17 protein-coding genes and 1 tRNA gene are annotated in these 15,519 nt (G+C 74.1%); 10 read left to right on the plus strand and 8 right to left on the minus strand.

Annotated elements, in window-relative coordinates; genetic code table 11:
• Positions 1 to 11: 11 nt before the first annotated feature.
• The gene (locus EV189_RS19920) at positions 12 to 167 is read right to left on the minus strand and encodes a hypothetical protein (protein WP_165400045.1); all 156 of its coding nucleotides are present in this window, start codon (positions 165 to 167) and stop codon (positions 12 to 14) included.
• 208 nt (positions 168 to 375) lie between these two features.
• Between EV189_RS19920 and EV189_RS00150 the strand changes: the two genes are divergently transcribed.
• Entirely contained in the window at positions 376 to 609 is a 234-nt protein-coding gene (locus EV189_RS00150) for a hypothetical protein (RefSeq protein ID WP_165400041.1), read from the plus strand.
• Here EV189_RS00150 and EV189_RS00155 read toward each other — a convergent pair.
• From EV189_RS00155 to EV189_RS00160, 3 genes are all read right to left on the minus strand, one after another.
• On the minus strand, positions 606 to 1,349 hold the full coding sequence (locus EV189_RS00155; protein ID WP_231116080.1) for a DUF429 domain-containing protein: 744 nt from the start codon (positions 1,347 to 1,349) through the stop codon (positions 606 to 608). The two genes, EV189_RS00150 and EV189_RS00155, sit on opposite strands and share 4 nt — an antisense overlap.
• Positions 1,316 to 1,525, minus strand: coding sequence for a hypothetical protein (locus EV189_RS19925; RefSeq protein WP_165400046.1), 210 nt, complete (start codon positions 1,523 to 1,525; stop codon positions 1,316 to 1,318). The genes EV189_RS00155 and EV189_RS19925 overlap by 34 nt, the downstream gene beginning before the upstream one ends.
• 17 nt (positions 1,526 to 1,542) lie before the next feature.
• Positions 1,543 to 1,615 (minus strand) — tRNA-Lys (locus EV189_RS00160).
• Between the two features lie 135 nt (positions 1,616 to 1,750).
• Between EV189_RS00160 and EV189_RS00165 the strand changes: the two genes are divergently transcribed.
• The 4 genes from EV189_RS00165 to EV189_RS19930 are packed head-to-tail and all read left to right on the plus strand — an operon-like array spanning position 1,751 to position 4,788.
• Complete coding sequence (locus tag EV189_RS00165; RefSeq protein ID WP_130490949.1) at positions 1,751 to 2,050, plus strand: hypothetical protein; 300 nt, start codon at positions 1,751 to 1,753, stop codon at positions 2,048 to 2,050.
• On the plus strand, positions 2,047 to 3,339 hold the full coding sequence (locus EV189_RS00170; protein ID WP_130490950.1) for a WXG100 family type VII secretion target: 1,293 nt from the start codon (positions 2,047 to 2,049) through the stop codon (positions 3,337 to 3,339). The genes EV189_RS00165 and EV189_RS00170 overlap by 4 nt, the downstream gene beginning before the upstream one ends.
• Positions 3,339 to 4,148 carry a hypothetical protein gene (locus tag EV189_RS00175; RefSeq protein ID WP_130490951.1) on the plus strand — a complete coding sequence of 270 codons (810 nt, stop codon included), beginning with the start codon at positions 3,339 to 3,341 and terminating at the stop codon, positions 4,146 to 4,148. The genes EV189_RS00170 and EV189_RS00175 overlap by 1 nt, the downstream gene beginning before the upstream one ends.
• Before the next feature lie 34 nt (positions 4,149 to 4,182).
• Positions 4,183 to 4,788, plus strand: coding sequence for a hypothetical protein (locus EV189_RS19930; protein ID WP_165400047.1), 606 nt, complete (start codon positions 4,183 to 4,185; stop codon positions 4,786 to 4,788).
• Between the two features lie 21 nt (positions 4,789 to 4,809).
• On the opposite strand, the gene EV189_RS00185 is transcribed toward EV189_RS19930, so the two are convergent.
• On the minus strand, positions 4,810 to 6,081 hold the full coding sequence (locus EV189_RS00185; protein ID WP_130490952.1) for an HNH endonuclease signature motif containing protein: 1,272 nt from the start codon (positions 6,079 to 6,081) through the stop codon (positions 4,810 to 4,812).
• Positions 6,082 to 6,432: 351 nt separating this feature from the next.
• Here EV189_RS00185 and EV189_RS00190 point away from each other — a divergent pair, with 351 nt between their 5' ends.
• The 3 genes from EV189_RS00190 to EV189_RS00200 all read left to right on the plus strand — a co-directional run bounded on the left by EV189_RS00190 (position 6,433) and on the right by EV189_RS00200 (position 10,395).
• Positions 6,433 to 8,028 (plus strand): helicase HerA-like domain-containing protein, encoded by a 1,596-nt coding sequence (locus EV189_RS00190; RefSeq protein WP_130490953.1) that lies wholly within the window; start codon positions 6,433 to 6,435, stop codon positions 8,026 to 8,028.
• A 2-nt stretch (positions 8,029 to 8,030) separates the two neighbouring features.
• Positions 8,031 to 9,128, plus strand: a complete 1,098-nt coding sequence (locus tag EV189_RS00195; protein ID WP_165400048.1) for a DNA glycosylase AlkZ-like family protein — start codon at positions 8,031 to 8,033, stop codon at positions 9,126 to 9,128.
• 76 nt (positions 9,129 to 9,204) lie between these two features.
• Positions 9,205 to 10,395: a sensor domain-containing phosphodiesterase gene (locus EV189_RS00200; RefSeq protein ID WP_231115931.1), complete on the plus strand. Its 1,191-nt coding sequence runs from the start codon at positions 9,205 to 9,207 to the stop codon at positions 10,393 to 10,395.
• Here EV189_RS00200 and EV189_RS00205 read toward each other — a convergent pair.
• The 3 genes from EV189_RS00205 to speB are packed head-to-tail and all read right to left on the minus strand — an operon-like array spanning position 10,392 to position 13,549.
• A complete protein-coding gene (locus EV189_RS00205; protein WP_130490955.1) occupies positions 10,392 to 11,576 on the minus strand; it encodes a glycine C-acetyltransferase in 1,185 nt (394 codons plus the stop codon). The two genes, EV189_RS00200 and EV189_RS00205, sit on opposite strands and share 4 nt — an antisense overlap.
• Complete coding sequence (gene tdh / locus EV189_RS00210; RefSeq protein ID WP_130490956.1) at positions 11,577 to 12,608, minus strand: L-threonine 3-dehydrogenase; 1,032 nt, start codon at positions 12,606 to 12,608, stop codon at positions 11,577 to 11,579.
• Positions 12,605 to 13,549 carry an agmatinase gene (gene speB, locus EV189_RS00215; protein WP_130490957.1) on the minus strand — a complete coding sequence of 315 codons (945 nt, stop codon included), beginning with the start codon at positions 13,547 to 13,549 and terminating at the stop codon, positions 12,605 to 12,607. The genes tdh and speB overlap by 4 nt, the downstream gene beginning before the upstream one ends.
• Before the next feature lie 316 nt (positions 13,550 to 13,865).
• Between speB and EV189_RS00220 the strand changes: the two genes are divergently transcribed.
• Positions 13,866 to 15,134 carry an ammonium transporter gene (locus EV189_RS00220; protein ID WP_231115932.1) on the plus strand — a complete coding sequence of 423 codons (1,269 nt, stop codon included), beginning with the start codon at positions 13,866 to 13,868 and terminating at the stop codon, positions 15,132 to 15,134.
• Positions 15,131 to 15,469, plus strand: coding sequence for a P-II family nitrogen regulator (locus tag EV189_RS00225; protein ID WP_130490958.1), 339 nt, complete (start codon positions 15,131 to 15,133; stop codon positions 15,467 to 15,469). Before EV189_RS00220 ends, EV189_RS00225 begins: the two co-directional genes overlap by 4 nt.
• Positions 15,470 to 15,519 lie beyond the last annotated feature (50 nt).

Consider the following 15,519-nt stretch of genomic DNA (forward strand, 5'->3'; position numbering starts at 1 on the left):
GGCGCTGTCGGCTAGGCGCTGTCGGCGAGGCCGAGCGCCCGGTCGATCTCCGCGTGGCTCATGGCCTTGTCGGCGTCGGCGGCGGCCACGACCAGCTCGCCGAAGAGCTCGATCTCGGCGAGAGCGGCCGGGTCCTGGATCCGGGAGTCCGGCTCGAGCACCGACACGCCTCCTCCTCGTCCTGGACCGTCCGGCGGGATCGGGTGGCTCGCACCGGACCGGTCAAGGCTAACCGTCCGGACCCCGGTCGTGCACGGGTTGTGGCCAACTCGTCGCAGTCCGGCGACCGACCCCCTCGAACAGCCCCTGTCGGCCGACCGGGTTGGTGACCGGTGGCACTCCCCAGGCGAGCTCGCAGCCGGTACCGTGGGCGACGTGAGCGGTCACTCGTCCGAGCTGGAGCACCGGGGCAGCTTCGCGCACGCGGTCTGCGCCTGCGGCTGGGCGGGACCGGGCCGCCGTGCCCTGGCCCGCGCGCGCCGCGACGGCAGCGACCACGCGACGCTCGCAGCGCTGGAGTCGCTGCCGACGGTGCCGGCGCAGGCCGTGCGCAGCGTCGAGCTGGGCAGCGTCGAGCTCGGGTCCGGCGGGCTGCTCGCCGGCCGCTAGGCCCAGACCGCGCAGGCGGTCCCGTCGGGCAGCAGCTCGGGCGGGTCCGGCAGGCTGCGCGCCCTCCCGTCGCGCACCCGCTCCGCCGACCAGGCGGCCACCGCCGCGTCCAGCACGTCGTCCGGCGCCGCGGCGCCAGCGGGCCCCAGGTCGGCCGGCAGCACGATCCCGACGCCGGCGAGCAGCGCCACCCGCTCCTGCAGCCCCGCCCACGTGCGCTTCGGGAAGGACGCCGGGCGGCCGGCCAGCACGGCGTACGACGTCTCGGGGTGGACCTCGACGACGCGCGGCAACCCCGGTGTCCGGCGCCAGGCGTCGACCTCGAGGACCTTGGCCCGCAGCGCGTACGCCTGGGCGGAGACGCCCTCCCCCGTCAGCGCGCGCTGCGTGGCGTTGGCCGCCGCGTGCGTCTCCTGCTCCAGCGCGGCGCGGACAGGGGTGCGGAAGAGGGACGAGCGGCGCGCCCCCAGCAGGCGCGCCGCCTCGAGGTCGGCACGGCGCGGCCCGGCGACCGCGAGGCCGACGGGGATGTCGATGCCCACGACGGCGAGACCGCCCTGCTCCAGCGCTGCGGAGACGAGGCCGGCGATGCCCGCCGCGGCGTACGCGCGCAGCGGCTCCCCCGGCGCCAGCCGGACGCCGACCCAGCCGCCGCGGAAGGCGTCGACGCCGAGGACGGCGGAGCCCGTCGCGGTGCTCGTCGGCGTCAGGCCTTCGCCACCTTCGCGGTGACGCCCCAGACGTGCGCCATGTTGACCCGCGCGGAGCCCTTGGCCAGCGGCAGCGTCGTGACCTGACCCTCGCGCATGAGCGTGGAGAGCTGGTCGAGCCACTCGTCGAGCGTGCGGTCCGCCTCGAACTGGAGCGTGAGCGGCTCGCCGGGCCCGTGGAGGGTGATCTTGTGCGTGTCGGCCATGCGCCGACGCTACCGGGTGGGCCGCGTGGGGCTCGAACCCACAACCCGCGGATTAAAAGTCCGCTGCTCTGCCAGTTGAGCTAGCAGCCCTCGGGCACAGTCTCGCACCCGCCCGCGCACCCGGTCGGGGGATCATGGGCTCCGGCCAGGCATCGGAGACGATCGACCGGGGTACGGGTCCGACGGCCCCGGGCGCCCGGGGCCCTCGAGCGCTGTGGAGGTGCGATGGGGAACTCCTTCCGCATAGACCCCGGGGCTGCTGACGCGGCCGCGGACCGCTTCGGCGAGGCAGCGAGCGCGCTGCGGGCGGTCGACGTGGCGGGGCCGTTCGCGCCGGTCGAGGGTGCGCTCCCCGGGTCCGCGACCTCGGTCGCCACGGTGTGGACCTCGACCCGCATGGGCGCGACCGTCCAGGTCCTCGCCGAGCGGGTGAAGGGCGTCGCGGACGGCACCCACGCCACCGTCGCGAACTACCGCAACAGCGACGGCGCGGGCGCAGGTCGGTTCGGGAGGCTGGCCCGATGACGTCGCTCTCCGTCGCCCAGGTGGTGGGATGGAAGCCCGAGGCGCTGAGCGAGGCCAGCACCGGCCTCGGCACCGCGCGCGACGCCGTCGAGAGCCAGGTCGGCCAGGTGAAGAGCGCGCTGAGCGCGCTCGAGGGTGCCTGGGAGGGGCCCACGGCAGACTCGGCGTTCGGGCGGATCCGCACCGAGATCGCGACCGGCTACGACGTCGTCGACGCGCTCGACGCCGCGCGCAAGGCGCTCGACGGCGGCGCGCGCGACATCGGCAGCACGCGCACGGCGCTGCTGGCCGCGCTGTCCGACGCCGGCAAGGACGGCTTCACGGTCGGCCCCGACGGGACGGTCACCCCGCCCACCCTGCCGCCGGTCATGACCTCGCCCGAGGACGCGGCGAGCGCGGCCGCCGCGCGCGACTCGCAGCAGCGGGCGCTGAACTCCGAGGCGGCGAGGCGGGCAGCGGCGATCACGCGCGCGCTCCAGTCCGTCGCCGACGCGGATCAGCGCACGGCCGACACCCTCACCAGCGTGCAGATCCCGCAGTCGCTCGAGTCCGCGGTGCGGGCGTACGTCCAGCGGCTGGAGAAGAGCCACGACTGGATGGGGTCCCTGGGGGCCGCCGGCGCGGGGGCCGCGTCGCTCGGGATGGCCCTGAAGAAGGGCTTCGCGCTGTTCGGCAAGTCGAAAGCGTACGTCAACTGGTTCCGCAACTCGACCCAGCCGATCTCCGACTACGCGACTTTCGTCAAGAACATGGACGCCGCGGACGCGGCGATGAACGAGCTCCGGCTGGGGGCGGCCAACGGCGGAGTCAGCCGGTTCCTCGTGGGCGCGGACGCGGCGCGCGGCCTCGGCAAGGTGTTCCTCCCGCTCACCGTGCTCACCGGCGCGCACGACGCCTTCACCGGCGGCGGCTACGACGGCGCACGCGGCTGGGCGACGCGGGGACTCGGTGCCGCGGGAGCCGTCGGAGCCGGTGCGCTCCTGCTCGACGCCGCGCCGATCGCCGTCGCCCTGGGTCCCGTGGGTCTCGCGGTCGCCGGCGGCGCGGTGCTCGCCTACGGCGCCTGGAGCGCCGGCAACTACATCTGGGACCACCGCAAGCAGATCGGCCACTTCGTCTCCAAGGCCGCCGACTGGGTCGGCGACCGGGGCAAGGAGATCAGTCAGACGATCGACAAGGGGATCCAGGTCGGCAAGGACCTCGTCTCGCACGCGGCGTCCGGCGTGGAGCACGCGGTCGAGAACACCGGCAAGGGGATCCTCCACGTCGCGAGCTTCGGGATCTTCTGATGGCCGTCGCCGACCTGGTCCCGCTGGAGACCCTCACCGACGAGGAGCTCGCCGTCCTGGCGCCCGCGCACTCGATCGTGGTGGACCCGTTCCTCGACGAGCAGGACGCCGGCGTGCCGCGGGCGGTCCGGGCGGCGGTGGCGCGCACGGCGTACCGGAGCCTGGTGGCCCGCGGCATCCTCGAGCCGCCGACGTCGGAGGCAGCGGTCGAGGCGCTCGAGCAGCGCCTCGCCGATGACGACATCGGCACCGTGGCGGTGATGGTGCGCGACGACGTCCGCGCGCTCGTCAGCCTGCGCCAAGCCGCGCGGACCGTCGTCGCGGTGGCGCGGACGACCGCGGCGAGCCAGGACTTCTGGTACGCGCACGTCGTCGACGACGTCACCCTGGTCGAGGAGGTCGACAGCGCGGGGATGCACCGCTTCGCGTTGTCCTCGACGGCGGCGCTGCCCGAGCTCCTGGTGGCGGCGGCGGTGCACCCCGAGCTGCCCGACCTCGACACCGACCAGGAGGGGCGCGAGGTCGTGCTCCCCGTCGCGCCCGTCGACGAGGCGGATCCCACGCCGCCGGACGAGGTGCTGGAGGAGCTGGGCGCCGCGGTGCTGCGCTGCGACGTGGTGGTGCGGGTCGTCGGCGACGAGGAGCCCGTGCTCTTCGGCGTCTTCTCCGCACCTGCCGGGTGCTGGACGCTCGAGGCGGAGTACGGCACCGGTGGCCCGCTGGTCGCGCGGCAGTGCTCGGGGGCCGAGGCGCGACGTCGGCTGGCGGGGATGGTCTCGGGGGACCACGACCGCGTGACCGCTCCATGAGCCACCGGGGCGCTACTCGCACGGGGAGGTCGGCATGACCGACGAGGACCGCTTCGTCCTGCCGCCGCTGACCAGCCGCAGCTGGTGGCGCTGGATCACCGCCACCCTCGTCGCCGTCGTCGCGGTGGCCGCGTACGTCTGGGCGACGCAGCCGCAGGACAGGTGGGCGGTGGCGGCTGTCGCCGTCCTCGGCGCGGTCCTCGTCCTCGCGGTCGCCCGGCGGGCCGCCTGGGTCGAGGTGAGCACGGGCACGGTCGTCAAGCGCACGCTGCTCCGCGGTCGGCAGCGGATGCCGCTGGCGGAGGCGGCCGTGGAGGTCCGGGCGAACGGCGGGGGCCTCGCCACCCTGGACGTCTCGGCGGGCCGGGGGCGGACGGTGCGCCTCCCGCTGCTCGCCCTCACCCAGTACGTCGAGCGCTCCCAGGAGGCCGCGCCCCTGCGCACCCTCGCCGACCTGGTCGAGAGGTGGAGCGGCGAACGCGGGCGCACCGCCGTCGACCTCATGCGCCGCCAGGCCGACCACGTCGCCGCAGGCGGCTCGGCCACGACCTCTCCCCTGGCGCCCCTCGCCCGCAAGAACATCACCGGCGCCGTCGGCGCGGCGGGCGCAGCCGGAGGCGCCACCGACCTGCTGCCGTGAGGCGAGCCGCTGCGCACCTCGTCAAGCGAGGGGCGTGGTGGTGCCGGGGTTCCGGTCCGCGGCGTGGGCCGCTGGTACGGGTGGGCGCCCGTCGGGTGGTCGCCAGCGGAAGAGTCCAGGTCGGTCGGGGTCCGGTTCGAGCTGCCAGCCTCCTGCGTGGAGGAGGTGGTGGTGTCTGCTGCAGAGCAGGCACATGGTGGTGATGTCGGTGGCGCCTCCGTCGGACCAGTGGATGACGTGGTGGGCCTGGACGCGTCTGTTGCGGCAGCCGGGGGCGATGCAGCCGCCGTCGCGTACCCACAGCGCTCGCAGTTGGGCGCGGGTGGCGAGGCGGGTCTCGCGACCCAGCGCGAGGGGCACACCGGGCGCGACGCGGATCTCGAGGTCCTGCTCGGGCATGTTCGCGTGCGGGCTGAGCGTCGCGGTGAGCAGGACGCTGACGTCGGCGGTGCAGGTGAGGTACTTCAGCTCCTCGGCGGTGAACGCTGTGCCGAGGATGCCGCTGATCCCGGTGTGCCCGTCACCAGGCTGCAGCTCGTCGCGCAGCGTGGGCAGGTCGACGACCAGGGTCGTGTCGACGCGCAGGCTGGTGACCCCGGGCGTGGAGCCGAGGTGCGCCTCGACGATCTCGACGAGGGCGTCGGCTTGGCGCTGGGCGGCGGTCCGCGGGTCGACCGTCTCACCGGGTACGGGGTTGGGCTGCGCGCCGGCGCGGATCGCGCGCTGCAGCAGCAGCCCCTCAGCACGCGGCAAGCGTCCGGTGATGTCGACGCAGCCGTCGAACCCGTCACTCAGCAGCAGGTAGCGACTGTCGTGGATCCGCTGCGCGCGCTCCTCGCGGGACTCGTCTGCTTCCACCGCCGCTTCGAGCCGGCTCACGGCCGTCCGGACGTCTGCCGGTGCCGCGGCCTTCGCGAGCGGGACGAGCGTGTCTTCGGCTTCGAGCATGACGTGCGCGCCGAGCCGCTTGTGCCCGACCGCCAGCTCGTCGACGTGGCGGACGGAGATGCTCCCCGACCGCAGGGCGTCCGCGGTTCGGGGAAGGTCGCGCAGCGCTCGCGCCGCGGTGACGGCGCGGCGGGCGTCGAGCGCGTCCATGCGCGCGTGGTGCCGGAGCCACGCCTGGGCGGTGACCTGGTTGTCGACGACGAACTCCGAGGCCGCGTCGAACTCCGCGAGGTCGGCCAGGAACTCGGCCTGCAGCCGGGCGATCGCCGCCTGCTTCTCGAGCAGTGCGACCCCGCGCGGCGACCCGGACCGGGGGTCGCGCGAGGGGCTGCTGCTCGAGCTCATGCCGACAACGTGCAAGCCACCACCGACAGAGTCGGGTCAGCAGAACCTGCTGCCATGCAGCCACTCCTCGGCCACGCGCAGTGATCCCATTTGATCGGGGACCCCGATCAGATGGGGGTGCTCCGCGGCCCCAAGAACTGCATGATCACGGCGAGGTGGGGGTGGGCCAGCCATACGAACTGACCGCCACCAGCACGGGATTCCACCCCCTCGGCCACCACCTCGTACGGTCGGCCCACCACTCCGTCCCGCTCGCCCCCCCACCTCGATCGGGCAGCCTGATCGACTTCCACCCCCGCGTCGCACGCTTGACCGCGACACAGGTGGGCAGGCGGCCCTACCGTGACCCCTGTGAGCGACGACATCCTCGAGACGGTGCGCAAGGGCTACGCGTTCGACGGGTCGGCGGTCGAGCTGGGCGCCCTCGTCACGGACGGTACCGCGCACCCCGACGTCCCCGTCCGGCTGCCGCTGGCCATGATGAACCGGCACGGGCTCGTCGCCGGCGCGACCGGCACCGGCAAGACCAAGACGCTGCAGCTCGTCGCCGAGCAGCTCTCGGCGGCAGGCGTCCCCGTCTTCCTCGCCGACGTGAAGGGCGACGTCTCCGGCATCGCCGCGCCCGGGACGGCCAGCGACCGGGTCACCAAGCGCGCGGCCGAGGTCGGCATCGAGTGGGCCGCCACCGGCTTCCCCGCCGAGTTCTACGCGCTCGGCGGCATCGGGACCGGCGCGCCCGTGCGCGCGACCATGACGAGCTTCGGGCCCGTGCTCCTCGCCAAGGTGCTCGGCCTCAACGAGGTCCAGGAGTCCTCCCTCGGCCTGGTCTTCCACTACGCCGACAAGGCCGGGCTGCCGCTGCTCGACCTCAAGGACCTGCGCGCGGTCATCACGTACCTCGTGAGCGACGAGGGCGCCGGGGACCTCTCGGGCCTCGGCGGCCTGTCCAAGGCGACGGCCGGCGTCATCCTGCGCGAGCTCGTGGGCTTCGAGGACCAGGGCGCCGACGCGTTCTTCGGCGAGCCGGAGTTCGACACCGCCGACCTGCTGCGCGTCGCGCCCGACGGCCGCGGCGTCATCAGCTGCCTCGAGCTGCCCGGGGTGCAAGACCGTCCGGCGCTGTTCTCGACGTTCCTCATGTGGCTGCTCGCCGACCTGTTCCACGACCTGCCCGAGGTCGGTGACGTCGAGAAGCCCAAGCTGGTCTTCTTCTTCGACGAGGCGCACCTGCTGTTCCGCGACGCGTCCAAGGACTTCCTCGCCGCCATCGCCCAGACCGTGCGGCTCATCCGCTCCAAGGGCGTCGGCATCTTCTTCGTCACGCAGACGCCCAGCGACGTCCCCGACGAGGTGCTGGCGCAGCTCGGCAACCGCGTGCAGCACGCGCTGCGCGCCTTCACCCCGGCCGACGCGAAGGCGCTCAAGGCCACGGTGACGACGTTCCCGAAGTCCGGCTACGACCTCGAGGAGGTGCTGCCGGCGCTCGGCATCGGCGAGGCCGTCGTCACCGTCCTGTCCGAGAGCGGCGCCCCGACGCCCGTCGCCTGGACGCGGCTGCGGCCCCCGAGCTCGCTCATGGGCCCGCTCGACCCCGCAGCGCTCAGCGCCGCCGTCGCGGCCTCGCCCACCGCGCAGGAGTACGCCCAGGCCGTCGACCGCGACTCGGCCTACGAGCGGCTCCAGGCGAAGCTGCACCCCGCGCCCACCCCCGCCGCACAGCCCGCACCCGAGCCCGCACCCGAGCCCGCGCCCGAGCCCAGGAGCGCGCCCCGCCCGGAGCGGCACGAGGAGCAGCACGAGAGCGGCGCCGCGGCTGCCGTCGCCGGCATCTTCGGCTCTGCGGTCTTCAAGTCCTTCGCCCGCTCCGCCGCCAGCGCCGCCGGGCGCGAGATCACCCGCTCGCTGTTCGGGACCGCGCCCCGGCGGCGCAGCTCGCGCCGGCGCTGACCGTGCCCGCCGTCACCATAGCGCAGGCGCTGGAGTGGCGGCTGGGCAAGCAGTTCCTGCTGCGGCCGGCGGACGACCCCCTCGAGGTCGTCCGCCGGCTGCTCGGCGTCCAGGCGCAGGTGCCGTCCGCCGCCGACCTCGCCGTACGCGTCCGGCTGGCCGACGCTCCCGAGCCCGTCCTCCCGCCCCTGCTCGCCGACGGCCGGGTCTTCCGGACCTGGTCCGTACGCGGCACGCTGCACGTGCACGACCCCGCCACCGGCGCGGCCGTCCTCGCTCTGCTCGCCGAGGGGCGCAGCTGGCAGCGGCCCGGGTGGCAGCGCGAGTTCGCGACGACGGCGGAGATGGACCGGCTGGCCGAGCTCTGCGCCGAGCTGCTCCCCGGACGCCGGCTGAGCCGGGACGAGCTCGCGACCGAGCTGGAGCAGCACGCCGGCTCCGACCTCGCGGCGAAGCTCCGCTCGGGCTGGGGCAGCCTGCTCAAGCCGCTCGCCTGGCAGGGACTGCTCTGCGGTGCCCCTGGGCCCGGCGTGCTGTTCGGGACCCCGCAGGACGTCGTGCCCGGCTGGCCCGGGCTACCGCCGGTCGAGGAGGCCGGGCCACGAGTGCTGCGCACCTACCTCGCGGCGTACGGGCCGGCGACGCTCGACGCCTTCGGGCAGTGGCTGGTGCGCGGGATGTTCGGGGTCCGCGTGCTCCGCGGGTGGCTCGCCGACCTGGGCGACGCCGTGGCGGCGGTCGAGGTCGACGGCACCACCGCGTACGTGCCGGCGGAGGAGCTGGACGACCTGCTCGCCGCGCGGCCGAGCGGGACGGTCCGCCTGCTGCCGTCGTTCGACCAGTGGGTCCTCGGCCCGGGCACCAGCGACACCCGCGTCGTGCCCGCCGAGCACCGGGCCGCGGTCAGCCGCGCCGGCGGCTGGATCTCCCCCGTCGTCACCTCCGGCGGCAGGGTCGTGGGCACCTGGGCCGTCGGGCAGCGGGCGGCCGAGCCGGAGGTCACGCTGTTCCCCGGGGAGGACGTCCCGGCGGCGGCTCTGGCACACGAGCGGGCCCGGCTGGCGCAGCGCCACCCGGACGACGCGCACCCGGACGGCTGACAGGGGCTCAGCCACCCCCCGGTCGCGGCCGAGAGGGAGGAGCGCACCCGACCCTGAGGTGTGCTGAGGAGGCCGCGTGACCGTCACCAGCGTCGAGGCACGCGCGCAGGTCGAGACCCTGCTCGCGACCGCGCGCCAGGCGCTCGGCGTCACCGCGACCTTCCTCTCCAGGATGGACGGGCAGACGCAGCGCCTGGAGCAGGTCGACTCCTCCGTCCCCCTGCTCTTCCAGGAGGGCTACACCCAGCGGCAGGACCGCACGCTGTGCCAAGCGGTCCTCGACGGCGACCTGCCGGCCGTGATGCCGGACCTGCGCAAGCACCCGCTCGCCATGACGCTGCCGGCGGCCAAGTTCCCGCGGCTCCGCAGCTACATCTCGGTCCCGGTGGTGCTGAGCGACGGCTCGCTCTACGGCACCTTCTGCGGCGCCGGCCTCACCGCCGACCGCGGGCTCAGCAGCCGCGACAAGGCACTCATGGACGTGCTCGCCCGCGCGGCCGCCATGGTGCTGGAGCCGGAGCTGCGCGAGCAGGAGCGCCGCGACGGGCTGCTCTCGCGCTTCGACCCGCTCATGGCCGACGGCGGCCCCCGCATCCTGCTGCAGCCGATCGTCGCGCTCGCGGACGGGCGGCGTACGGGCGCGGAGGCGCTCAGCCGCTTTCCCGTGGAGTGGGGCACTCCTCCGGACGTGGCGTTCGAGCAGGCGCACTCCGTCGGGGTCGGTGACCGGCTGGAGCTCCTCGCGCTGCGCCGCGCGGCCGGGCTGCTCGACAGCGTCGACGGCTACGTCTCCCTCAACGTCTCCCCCAGCACGCTCATCACCCCCGAGTGCCGCGCGCTGCTCCACGGGCTGCCGGTCGAGCGGGTGCTGCTCGAGCTCACCGAGCACGACGCCGTGCAGGACTACGACACCGTCCGCAGCGTGCTGGAACCGCTGCGCCGCAAGGGGCTCCGGCTCGCCATCGACGACGTGGGCGCCGGGTTCTCCTCGCTGCGCCACATCGTGCTGACCTCGCCCGACGTGCTCAAGCTCGACCGCAGCATCATCGACGGCATCGCCGGCGACACTGTGCTGCGCACCCTGGTCGCCTCGCTCGTCACCTTCGCCCACGCGTGCTCGGCCACCCTGGTCGCCGAGGGCATCGAGCGGGCCGAGGACGCCGTCGTCCTGCGCGAGCTCGGCGTGGACTCGGGTCAGGGCTGGTACTTCGGGCGTCCCGTCGAGCCGGCCGAGCTGGCCGCGGTCCGCACCGTCGTCGCGGCCTAGCCCAGCACCTCGCGCGTCGCCTCGACGAACGCGGCGGCGCAGCGGCGTACGTCGTCCTCGCTGTGGGCGGCGGAGATCTGCACGCGGATCCGGGCCTTCCCCTTCGGCACCACGGGGTACGAGAACGCCACGACGTAGATCCCCTTGGCCAGCAGGCGCTCCGCGACCCTGCCCGCCACGGTCGCGTCGCCGTACATCACCGGGCAGATCGGGTGCTCGCCCGGCAGCACCTCGAGCCCACCGTCGGCGAGCAGCTCGCGGAAGAGCCGGGCGTTGTCGAGCAGCCGGCGCCGCGCGTCCGCCGAGCCGGCGACGAGGTCCAGCGCGGCGAGCGAACCCGCGACGACGGGCGGGGCGACCGCGTTGCTGAAGAGGTACGGCCGGGAGCGCTGCCGCAGCAGGGCCACCACTTCGGCCGGACCGCTGACGTAACCGCCCGAGGCGCCGCCGAGCGCCTTGCCGAGCGTGCCCGTCAGCAGGTCGACCCGGTCGCGGACACCCCAGTGGTCGGGCGTACCCGCACCGGACTCGCCCAGGAAGCCCACCGCGTGCGAGTCGTCGACCAGCACCAGCGCGTCGTACGCGTCGGCGAGGTCGCAGATCTCCGGCAGCGGCGCGAGGTAGCCGTCCATGGAGAAGACGCCGTCGGTCACGACGAGCCGGCGACGGGCGCCTGACGCCTCCTGCAGGCAGCGCTCGAGGTCGGCCATGTCGCGGTTGCGGTAGCGCAGCCGCTGGGCCTTGCAGAGCCGCACCCCGTCGATGATCGACGCGTGGTTGAGCTCGTCGGAGATGACCGCGTCCTCCGCGCCCAGCAGGACCTCGAACAGCCCGGTGTTCGCGTCGAAGCACGACGAGTAGAGGATCGTCGCCTCGGTGCCGAGCAGCGCGGAGATCCGCGCCTCCAGCTCCCCGTGCTGCTCCTGGGTGCCGCAGATGAAGCGCACGCTGGCCATGCCGAACCCCCAGCGCTGCAGCGCCTCCTCGGCGGCCGCGACGACGTCCGGGTGGTCGGCGAGGCCGAGGTAGTTGTTGGAGCAGAAGTTGAGGACGTCGGCGCCCGAGGTCGTCACCTGCGCCGACTGCGCGGTCGTGAGCGGGCGCTCGGACTTCCACAGCCCGCTCGTCCGGATCTCCTCGAGCGTCGCGGACAGGTCGGCGCGGAGGGCGTCGGCGTACATCTAGAGCTCCGTCCAGTCGAGCACGACCTTGCCGTGCGTCCCCCCGCGGGCGACCGAGAAGGCGGTCTCCCAGTCCCGGGCGGGGACCCGGTCCGTGATGACCGGGGAGATGTCCAGCCCGCGCTGCAGCAGCGCGGACATCGCGTACCACGTCTCGAACATCTCGCGGCCGTAGATCCCCTTGATGGTCACCATGTGCGTGACCACCTTCGCCCAGTCGAGCGTCACCGGCCTGCTGGGCAGGCCGAGCACGGCGATGCGGCCGCCCGAGTTGAGGTTCGCGAGGATCTCGGGGAGGGCGTCGGGCGCCCCGCTCATCTCGAGCGCGACTTCGAAGCCCTCGAGCATCCCCAGCGACTCCTGCGCGTCGGCGATGCGCTCGCGCGAGACGTCGAGCACGAGGTCGGCGCCCATCCGGCGGGCCAGCTCGAGCCGCGGCTGCGAGACGTCGGTGACGACGACGTGCCGGGCGCCGACGTACCGGCAGACCGCTGCCGCCATGACGCCGATCGGGCCGGCGCCGGTGATGAGCACGTCCTCGCCGACGACCGGGAAGGACAGCGCCGTGTGGACCGCATTGCCGAAGGGGTCGAGGATCGCGGCCACGTCGAGGTCGAGGGGGCTGCGGTGCACCCAGACGTTGCCCTCCGGAAGCACGACGAGCTCGGCGAACGCCCCGTCCCGGTCGACGCCCAGGCTCGAGGTGCGGATGCAGAGGTGACGGCGGCCCGCGCGGCAGTTGCGGCAGGTCCCGCAGACGACGTGGCCCTCACCGCTGACGAGGTCCCCGACGCGCACGTCGCGCACGCCGGGGCCGAGGCCGACGACCTCCCCGCAGAACTCGTGCCCGGGCACGATCGGCGCCGAGACCGCGCCCGCAGCCCAGGGGTCCCAGGCCTCGATGTGGAGGTCGGTGCCGCAGATCCCCGTCCGCAGCACGCGGATCAGGACCTCGCCCTCCCCCGGCTCGGGGTCCGGCCGCTCGACGAGGTCGAGACCCGGCGCAGCCGCAGGCTTGTAGAGCGCCCTCATCGTCGCGCGGCGAGCACCGACAGCATCTCGTACGCCGCATGCGCCGCCGCGATCCCCGTGATCTCCGCCCAGTCGTACGCCGGCGCGACCTCGACGACGTCGGCCCCGACCACGTCGAGCCCGGCCAGCCCGCGCAGCGTGTGGAGCAGCTCGCGGCTGGTGAGGCCGCCGGCCTCCGGCGTACCGGTTCCCGGGGCGTGCGCCGGGTCGAGCACGTCGATGTCGAGCGAGACGTAGACCGGCCCGTCGGCGAGCCGGCTGCGGATGCGGCCGAGGACCGAGGCCAGGCCGTCGACCTGGTAGTCGTCGGAGCGGACGACCTGGAAGCCGAGGACGCGGTCGTCCTCGAGGTCCTGCTTGCTGTACAGCGGCCCGCGGATGCCCACGTGCATCGAGCGTTCGAGGTCGATGAGCCCCTCCTCGCTCGCGCGGCGGAAGGGCGTGCCGTGGGTGTAGGGCGCGCCGAAGTACGTGTCCCACGTGTCGAGGTGCGCATCGAGGTGGAGCACGGCGACCGGGCCGTGGTCGCGGGCGACGGAGCGCAGGACCGGCAGCGCGATCGTGTGGTCGCCGCCGAGCGTCAGCACCTTCGCCCCGTCGGCCCGCGTCGCGGTCACCGCCTGCTCGATGGTGGCGATGGCCTCCTGCAGGTCGAACGGGTTGATCCCGATGTCGCCGGCGTCGGCGACCTGCTGGGTGCCGAACGGGAAGGAGTCCTGAGCGGGGTTGTACGGCCGCAGCAGCTTCGACGCCGCGCGGATGTGGCCGGGCCCGAACCGCGCCCCGGGCCGGTAGCTCACGCCCGAGTCGAACGGCATCCCGAGGATCGCGACGTCGGCGCGGGACACCTCGTCGAGCCGGGGCAGCCGGGCGAAGGTCGCCGGGCCGGCGTACCGCGGCACGCGGGTGGCATCGACAGGACCGATCGGCGCTTCGCTCATGACAGGAGCCTCATGGTCCGAGCCTCTGCCCGCTGCTCGCCCGGTGTCAACGCGGCCTCGGCCCACGATGTGCATGATCACGGGAAAGGGGTGGGGGCCGCCGTTCGCCAGGATCTGCATGATCACGGTGGAGGAGTCAGCGTGGGTGGCGGGGGCACCCACCCTCCCCCCGTGATCATGCAGATCCTGGGCGCCGCCCCGGGATGTGCATGATCACCAGCGCGCCGGCGACATGTGGGGTAACCACTTCGAAACCTCGGCGTAACACGGCGACCGGACACTCGGTCGCCGCCGTCCCCGACGCCGAGGAGAGCCCGTGGCCGCCGTGAGCGCCGCTGATACCGCGTGGGTGCTGGTCTGCGCCGCGCTCGTGCTGTTCATGGCGCCGGGGCTCGCGCTGTTCTACGGCGGGATGGTCCGCAGCAAGCACGTCCTGGCGATCATGGCGCAGGTGTTCGGCGCGGCCGCGGTCGTCAGCCTGCTCTGGGCCCTGGTGGGCCACTCGCTGGCCTTCGGCCCGGACCACGGACGCCTGCTCGGCGACCTCCACCTCGCCGGGCTCGGCCACGCCGGCGACGCGATCCCCGGCTTCCCGCACCTCGCGGCCGCGCCACAGGCGTTCACGGTGTTCCAGATGATGTTCGCCGTCATCACCGCCGCGCTGCTCGCCGGTGCAGGCGCGGACCGCATGCACTTCGGCAGCTTCCTGCTCTTCGTCGGCGCCTGGGTGCTGCTGGTCTACGCGCCGCTGGCGCACTGGGTCTTCTCGCCCAACGGGTGGCTCGCCCACCTCGGTGTGCTCGACTTCGCGGGCGGCACCGTCGTCGAGACGAACTCGGGCGCCTCGGCGCTCGCCCTCTGCCTCGTGCTCGGGGCGCGCCGCGGCTGGCCGCGCGAGCAGATGGCCCCGCACTCCCTGCCACTCACGCTCGTCGGCGCCGGCATCCTGTGGTTCGGGTGGATCGGCTTCAACGCCGGCTCCGCCCTCGCGGTCGGCGGTCTGGCCGCGCAGGCCGCGCTCTCGACGCACCTCGCCGGCTGCGCGGGCCTGCTCGGGTGGCTGCTCGTGGAGAAGCTGCAGACGCGGCACTCCACGACGCTCGGCGCCGCCTCCGGTGCCGTCGCGGGGCTCGTCGCCATCACTCCCGCCGCGGGCTACGTCAACGCCCTGGGTGCCATCGTCATCGGCTTCCTCGGCGGTGTCGTCTCCGTCTTCGCCGTCGAGCAGAAGGTGCACCGCGGCTACGACGACTCGCTCGACGTCGTCGGCGTCCACGGCGTCGCCGGGGTCGTGGGCACGCTGCTCGTCGGGGTCTTCGCGACGCGTACGGTCAACGCCGGCGTGCCGCACACCGGCCTGCTCGACGGCGGCGGGATGCACCTGCTCGGGCTGCAGGCGCTCGCGGTCGTCGTCACGGTCGCGTGGGCCTTCCCACTGACGTACGCGATCGCCGCGCTCGTCCAGCGCACGGCCCGCCTGCGCGTGCCGCACGACGCGGAGCTCGAGGGGCTCGACACGTACATCCACGCCGAGTCGGCGTACGACATCGGCTCCCGTCGCGTTGCAGGCAGGATGGGCGCATGAAGCTCGTCACCGCGGTCGTGAAGCCGCACATGCTCGACGCCGTCAAAGAGGCGCTCGACGCCGCCGGGATCCGCGGCCTCACGGTCAGCGAGGTCTCGGGGCACGGGCGGCAGAAGGGTCACACCGAGGTCTACCGCGGTGCGGAGTACACCGTGGATTTCCTCCCCAAGGTCCGCATCGAGGTGCTGACGGGCGACCACGAGGCCGACGACGTCGTCCGCACCATCGTCGCGGCGGCGCAGACCGGCAAGATCGGCGACGGCAAGGTGTGGGTCATCCCCGTCGACACCGTGGTGCGGATCCGCACGGGCGAGACGGGCGAGGAGGCCCTCTAGCCCCGGACGGGGACGCCGCCGCCGCCCGGCGCGTTGTGCGCGCTGCGGGC

This window comes from Motilibacter rhizosphaerae (genome assembly GCF_004216915.1).
Classification (GTDB): Bacteria; Actinomycetota; Actinomycetes; order Motilibacterales; family Motilibacteraceae; genus Motilibacter; species Motilibacter rhizosphaerae.

Excerpts from the sequence above, each read along its gene's own strand:
- EV189_RS19925 (WP_165400046.1), bottom strand. The coding sequence starts at position 1,525 with ATGGCCGACACGCACAAGATCACCCTCCACGGGCCCGGCGAGCCGCTC.
- tdh (WP_130490956.1), bottom strand. The coding sequence starts at position 12,608 with ATGAGGGCGCTCTACAAGCCTGCGGCTGCGCCGGGTCTCGACCTCGTC.
- EV189_RS00170 (WP_130490950.1), top strand. The coding sequence starts at position 2,047 with ATGACGTCGCTCTCCGTCGCCCAGGTGGTGGGATGGAAGCCCGAGGCG.
- EV189_RS19930 (WP_165400047.1), top strand. The coding sequence starts at position 4,183 with ATGACCGACGAGGACCGCTTCGTCCTGCCGCCGCTGACCAGCCGCAGC.
- EV189_RS00185 (WP_130490952.1), bottom strand. The coding sequence starts at position 6,081 with ATGAGCTCGAGCAGCAGCCCCTCGCGCGACCCCCGGTCCGGGTCGCCG.
- EV189_RS00225 (WP_130490958.1), top strand. The coding sequence starts at position 15,131 with ATGAAGCTCGTCACCGCGGTCGTGAAGCCGCACATGCTCGACGCCGTC.
- speB (WP_130490957.1), bottom strand. The coding sequence starts at position 13,549 with ATGAGCGAAGCGCCGATCGGTCCTGTCGATGCCACCCGCGTGCCGCGG.
- EV189_RS00175 (WP_130490951.1), top strand. The coding sequence starts at position 3,339 with ATGGCCGTCGCCGACCTGGTCCCGCTGGAGACCCTCACCGACGAGGAG.
- EV189_RS00205 (WP_130490955.1), bottom strand. The coding sequence starts at position 11,576 with ATGTACGCCGACGCCCTCCGCGCCGACCTGTCCGCGACGCTCGAGGAG.
- EV189_RS00165 (WP_130490949.1), top strand. The coding sequence starts at position 1,751 with ATGGGGAACTCCTTCCGCATAGACCCCGGGGCTGCTGACGCGGCCGCG.